Annotated in this window: 3 protein-coding genes; 2 read left to right on the top strand and 1 reads right to left on the bottom strand. The window is 65.4% G+C overall.

Annotated elements, in window-relative coordinates; genetic code table 11:
- Nucleotides 1–972 precede the first annotated feature (972 nt).
- A complete protein-coding gene (locus ABZT49_RS26390) occupies nt 973–1,536 on the bottom strand; it encodes a PAS domain-containing protein (RefSeq protein WP_355290495.1) in 564 nt (187 codons plus the stop codon).
- A 258-nt stretch (nt 1,537–1,794) separates the two neighbouring features.
- Here ABZT49_RS26390 and ABZT49_RS26385 point away from each other — a divergent pair, with 258 nt between their 5' ends.
- Together ABZT49_RS26385 and ABZT49_RS26380 are read left to right on the top strand one after the other, a co-directional pair.
- Nucleotides 1,795–2,103, top strand: coding sequence for a hypothetical protein (locus ABZT49_RS26385; RefSeq protein ID WP_355290494.1), 309 nt, complete (start codon nt 1,795–1,797; stop codon nt 2,101–2,103).
- Between the two features lie 1,243 nt (nt 2,104–3,346).
- Nucleotides 3,347–6,634 (top strand): DUF4347 domain-containing protein (locus ABZT49_RS26380; protein ID WP_355290492.1); only part of this gene is annotated, 3,288 nt, incomplete at its 3' end.

Genomic DNA, 6,634 nt, shown 5'->3' with positions numbered 1-6,634 from the left:
TGACGGTGGCGCTGGCCCGGACCACGATCATGGCGGACGGCAAGGAGGTGGCGCTGACGCCGGGCATGACCGCGACGGTGGAGATCCGCACCGGCCGGCGCCGGGTGATCGACTACCTGCTGTCGCCGGTGCGCGAGACGGCCTCGACGGCGGGGCACGAAAGGTGAGGGGAAACGGAAGTCCGCCGGGGGCGAGGCTGTGTGAACACGCGGAGGCTGTAGAAGGAACCCCCTTCGTCGAACTTTGGCGGTGCCGGCATAGGCGTACCGGCGGCATCGCGGCCACCGTCCAGGGGACTCGAATGGCGGCCGCATAGAAGATCGTTCGAAAAATTCCGGCACGAGCCTGAATTTTCATGCAGCCTGGAGGCGGACTGGATCCGCCCCCAGGTTGTCTCGTCGAGGTCGTCTCGTCCTTTGCCCGTCGTACGACTGATCGCGCGTCACAGCGCGGCATCCCCGTTCGCGAGGAACGATCTCGTTGCCGAGCGGATCGGCCGACCAGTCAGATCGCTGGTTGACGGCAGCACGTGCCGGACGATCGCTCCCCGAATGCGATGGAACGGATTTCCTGCCCCTCAACACGCTCCGGTGATTTGTTGACCACCACCATCGCGTGCGCCTCGGCGGCCCCCACGGGAGCGAAGGTCCGCCGAGCCCGGCCAGCCTCGTGGACCGTCAGACGAAGTGGATACCGGCTCGGCAAAGAAAATGAGGTAAAATCAAAGACCTGGAGCACGGTCCGATCGCAGCGCGATCGGACGGTGCTCCAGCCCGATCGCGTTGCTCGATCAGGCGTCGTGTCGCCGAGGCGCTTCCAGGCCAGATGCAGCCTGGAATGCGCGGAGGAGCGCGTTCAGCGTATCGGTGCCGCCACTGTCGAGCTGCCGCCGCAGGCCGCAGCCTGTGTCGATGCAGATCCATCCCGGCGTCGGGATCTCGGGCGATACGCCCCATCCCAAGCCAGCCCTTGTCAACTGAGGCGCTGCCGTCGTGCCTTGGCCAGCAGCTTGCTCAGCTCCCGTCCGAGTTCCAGAAGCACCATGTCGGCGAGCTTCATCAGGAACGGCTGCTTCGCCTCCGCCAGCGTCTCACGCAGGGCCATGCACTGATCGGCCGCACGCTCGAGTGGATGATCCGCTTGGTTCACGGGCTCGGCGGCGAATCGCGAGCTGTCGTCCTTGCGGTCGGTGATGTCGACGATGATGCCATGACTGCGCAGCGGTCGACCGGCATCGTCGTGGTAGAAGCGGCCTCGCGCCAGCACCCACCTCACTTTGCCCTTCCGTGGGCATGTCCGGTATTCGGCGACGAGCACTCCCGATGTCTCGACCGTCCGACGGATATAGGCCGAGACCCATTGCCGGTCGTCGCAATGGATGCCGGCCACGAAACGTTCGATCGATACGCCGGCCGCCGCCTCTCGCAGATCCACGCCGAACAAATTGGCTACGACATCATCGGTGTAGATGCGATTGCGAGAGATGTCCCAATCCCAGCTTCCCACCGCATCAGGGATGGCAAGCACGTCGATCATCGGTGGATGCAGATGAAGGGTGTGATGTGCGCTTCGCACGCGCGCCTCCGTCAGTAGTCCAACACGCCTACCCTAAATTGCATAGTCCGTAACAAATGGTAGTCGCCGCGCGTGAAATTTCACATGCGTTTCTAATAGCCGGACAAGAAATGTTATGGATAGCCGAGCATAGATAGGAGAGGGTTGTGACGGACTGCGCAGAGGTTGGCCGATTTGCCATATCAAAACCATCTTTGTATGAGTGAATTGGAGATTAAAATGAGTAAAGACTCGCCATTCAGCCAGGATAATGCCGATTCTTCTTCTGAAGAAAATGCGATTATGAAATATGACGATGAAAGTAAATGTTTTCAAAGAATAAATCAGATCGAGCAAAAACTGGGATTTCGTATCAAGAAGCACGGAAAAGATTCGGGTTATTATAAAAATAAAAGATTAGAATATGAGAAAGCCTGTCTTTACGATCAGTCAATTCAATTATTGAGTGCATTTACGCTTATCGCCGACGCGAAAACTCGTTCTGATATACTTGCATCAGTGATAGCTGCAGCGCAACATAAATCCTAGCTTGATTGATTGATGACAAACAATTGGTGGGTATAGTAGCGCAAATCGCACTGGTAATCGCCTAAATCCGTCCTGCGATCCTATCCCTCGGCGGAACTCGCGACGGTTTTCGCAGCCTGGCCCGTCACGCCGTCCGATTCGGGCGCGACGCGGTGGCCGTGCCGTCTTCGAAGTGCCGTGGAGACCGGATTCAAGGGGCGGCGGGGCGGTGGTCCTGCCCCGGCTGACTGATCCACGCCGAGGGCCCGTTTTCTGGGACACGGTCGGTTCACGCCCCACCCGTCTCAGCGCCCGGCGCCTCTCTGTGCCAGCCATGCCGAATGCGCGGGCGCCATCCGCGTGGAGCTCTCATTCCGGTTTCCTGGTTGGCTTCTCTGGGTGTGCAGTCCCGGAGTGTGATGGTGCATGATCAGCGCGGGGGCGCCAGGCGGAGGATGCGTCAATGCGAGAGGTCGCGTGAACGACGCGGCGTCACGTCGAGGCGACGCGGCGTACCGTCATGGCCGGTGCTGTCGGGCAAACAGATTGATGGCGGAATTGCCGCGTCGGTCGGCGCTGCGCTCCGGCTGAGCCGGGTTCGCCCACGTGAGGCGACCAACCAGAAGCTTGTAGGTAGCAAGCGTTCGTCCCCGAACCCCTCGTCGCGCAGGTGAAGTGACCAATTGTTGACTTAGGAATACCGGTCAGACGGCCTAGCCCATTAGGCCTATTCCGTACGGTATCCGTGGTCCGTTTCCCTGTGACCGCCCGTATCGAGCCGACACTCGTCGAGGCTGTGGCAACCCATTCCGCAGCGAAAACCACAGGTTGTGTTTTTTCAATCGGAACCCGACACAATCGGAAACCTGGTGCCCGCCATTTGACGTCCGTTCTGTGTAATCGCTACCGGCACACGGACTATTTCACAAAACCAACTTTATATTATACAAAAAATTCTGCTTTTTTGGACACATAAGATGCTATATAAATTGATTTATGAACATTCCACTCCGTTTTAGATCGTGAATATCAAGTCGTTATATCATTTGATAATATTTATAGCCTAAATGTGTTGCAAAAATGCATAATCTCCAATCGCTCAAGCCCCTTTCCACCCCAGACATGCCTCTGTAGGTTGTGCCGGAAATCCGTGCGACCTCAATCTGAAGTTGATGGGAGAGGGTCGCACGCCGGCGCGTCAAGACGCAGGGGGCCATGCGTGTCTCATCGATCAGGGCAGCGTGGAAGGGTAGCGACGGGTCTGTTGCGGCTCGAGGATCGCGTGCTGTTCGACGCGGCCGGGGCCGCCGCGGCGGCGGCCGTCGCGCAGCAGGCTGACGACGGGCAGGAGGCGGGAGCCGTCGCAGGGCACGACAGCCCGGCCGCCGAGCCCGATGCGGGCGGGGCCGCCGCGCATCCGGTTCCGGTGGCCGAACCGGCAGCGTCCGGTACCCATCTCGTCGTGATCGATCCGTCGCGGGATGGGGCGCCGGAGAGCGGACGGGGGAGGGCGCCGGGCACCGAGGTGCTGATGCTTCCCCGGGACGAGGACGGACTCGCGCAGATCGCCGCCTACCTGCGCGGCAGGACGGACGTCGCCTCTCTCACCATCGTGTCGGAAGGCGAGGGGGGACGCCTCGTCCTCGGCTCCGGCGCGATCGACCTCAATGGGTTGAGCGAGGACCAGAAGGGCGACCTGATGCGCGTCGGCGCGACGCTCGCCGACGACGCGCGCATCACCGTGGATGCCGAGGGTTTCGCCACCGGGGCGGCAGGCGTGACAGGCGCCGGCTGGCTCTCGCGGCTGACCGGGGCCGAGGTCGTCGACGCCGCCGCGAGCCCGGCCGAGGGGCATGAGGTCGTGTTCGTCGACGACCGAGTCGCGGACCGCGATACCCTGCTGCGGAACCTATCGTCGAAGGCCGAGGTCGTCGTGATCGACGGCGAGCGCGACGGCCTCGACCAGATCGCCGAGGCTCTGCGCGGCCGTAGCGACATCACGGCGGTCCACATTCTGTCGCACGGAGACACCGCTTCCCTACGGATCGGCACCGCGACGCTCGACGCGGCCTCGATCGCCGGGCGCTATGCCGGCGACCTGGCGGTGATGCGCGGCGCGCTCGCCGACAGCGCCGACCTGCTGATCTACGGCTGCGACTTCGCGGGCGGGCCGGACGGCGCCCGGGCGGCGGCGCTCCTCGCCGAGGCGACCGGTGCCGACGTCGCCGCCTCGACCGACCCGACCGGCGCCGCCGCGCTCGGCGGCGACTGGGACCTCGAGGTCCGCACCGGCCCGGTCGAGACGCCCCTCGCCGTCACCGAGGCGGGCCGCGACGCCTATGCGGGCCTGCTCGCCACCACAGTCGCGACCGGGCGCGGCGCGATCGTCGCGGCCGTCGGCGCGGGCCTCTACAGCATCGACGTGACGACCGGCCGAGCGACCCTGGTCACCACGATCCCGGCGACGATCGGCGGCATCACGTTCAGTGGAACCGCCAACTCGGTCGCGATCGACCAGGGCAACGGCCTGATCTACTACGCCGACAGTGCGTCGGCGGGCACGAACCGCGCCCTGTTCGCCTACGACTACGTCAACAACCAGCACATCGTCATCGACGCGGACCTGACCAACAACGGCGCCGGGGCGAGCATCGTGGTCGGCACCACGACCGGCGTCGGCAGCGGGGCCGCGGCCTTCGTCAACAATGCCCTCTATCTCGGCGTCGAGAACGTCACGGGAACCTCGGACCAGATCTACCGGATCACCTTCGCCAATAGCGGGCGGACCGTCGCGACCGCCGCGACCTTCGGCCTTCCGATCACGGTCACGAACGACTGGGGCGACTTCGCCGCCGACCCGACCGGCAACGGCGGCACCGGCGTCCTGCTGAGCCTGAGCGGCACGACGCTCACCCGGTACAACCTCGCCGACGGCCTCGTCATCAACACCGTCACGAACCCGGCGAGCGCCAACGCCATCCAGGGCGGCGGCGATATCCTCGGCAACACCTACGTCGTCGGCACGGTCGTCCAGCAGATCAACGCGGTCACCGGTGCGGCGATCGGCGCGGCGATCCCCATCACCACCGACGGCACCACGGCGCTGGGCGGCGTCGCCGACGCGGCGACCTGGGTCCCGGCGACGGGGGCGATTGGCGACCGGGTCTTCGCCGACCGCGACGCCAGCGGCAGTGTGACGGCGGGCGACACGGGCTTTGCCAACGTCACCGTGCAGCTCGTCGACGATATCGACGGCGACGGCGTGGTGGATGCGGGCGAGCGCATCCTGGCGACGGACACGACCGGTTCCGACGGCACCTACCAGTTCGGTGGCGTGCTGCCCGGCCGCTACATCGTGCGGGTCACCGATACGAACGGCGTCCTCGGCACCGCCGCCTCGACCACCGGCGGCGCCACCCGCAGCGTGACGCTCACCGCCATCGGCGCCAGCGACCAGGGCATCGATTTCGGCTACGCGGCGCGCCCGCCGGTCGTCGACCTCAACTCGGCGGTCGCGGCCGACGCGGCGGCCAACATCGTCCAGAACGGCACCTTCACCGGCAGCCTCGCGCCGTGGACGACCTCTGGCAGCACCACCTACACCGCGACCGTCGGTGGCGGCGGCGTGTACTGGGACGCCGACCGAAGCGCCGGCACGCTGACACAGACCGGGCTCACGGGCCTGCGCAACGGTCCGTCCGCGAACGGCACGGCCCAGCTCGTCTTCGGCTTCGGCTGGAACAACTCGACGCCCGACACCGCCGTGCCGGCGGTGCTCGACGTCTCGGTCGCCGGGGTCGTCTACGCCCGGATCACCACGGGCGTCTCCGGCGCCGGCGCCACCACGGCGACCGTCACCTACCTCAACGGGGCGAGCGGCGGTCCGGCGGCGATCGCCGCCTCGACCTACCAGGCGTGGACGGCCACCGACATCACCGTCAACTTGCCGACGAGCGTCGCCGACAGCGGCACACTCACCTTCTCGTACAATGCCGGCACCTCCGGCGACGACATCTTCGTCGACACCGTCCGGGTCAACACCTTCGCGGCAGGCGCCCGGAACTATGCGACGAGCTACACCGAGAACGGCGCCGGGGTCGCGATCGCCGCCGCGGCGGCCGGAATCGCCGATCCCGACAGCACCCTCCTGCGCACGGCGACGGTCGTCCTAACCAACGCGCAGGCCGGCGACGTCCTGGCCTTCGTCGGCGCGCCCCCGGCGGGGATCACAGCGGTGACGGATACGAGCGTGGCGGGCGAGGTCACGATCACGCTCAGCGGCGCCGCGTCGCCTGCGGCCTACGCCACCGCCCTGAAGCAGATCCAGTTCTCGTCGACCTCCGACAATCCCGCGACGACGGCGCGCAACGTTGCGGTGACCGTCAACGACGGCGGCCTCACCTCCAACACGGCGGCGACGACGATCTCCGTCGTTCCGGTCGACGACGCGCCGGTGAACGGGCTGCCGGCCTCGTTCGCGGCGAGCGAGGACACGGCGCTGGCGCTGACAGGCCTGAGCGTGGCCGACGTCGATGCCGGCACCGGCGCCCTC

The sequence above is a fragment of the Methylobacterium sp. EM32 genome (assembly GCF_040593685.1).
Classification (GTDB): domain Bacteria; phylum Pseudomonadota; class Alphaproteobacteria; order Rhizobiales; family Beijerinckiaceae; genus Methylobacterium.
Note: the sequence above shows the minus strand (reverse complement) of the source record. Positions and strands in the feature narration are given on the sequence as shown.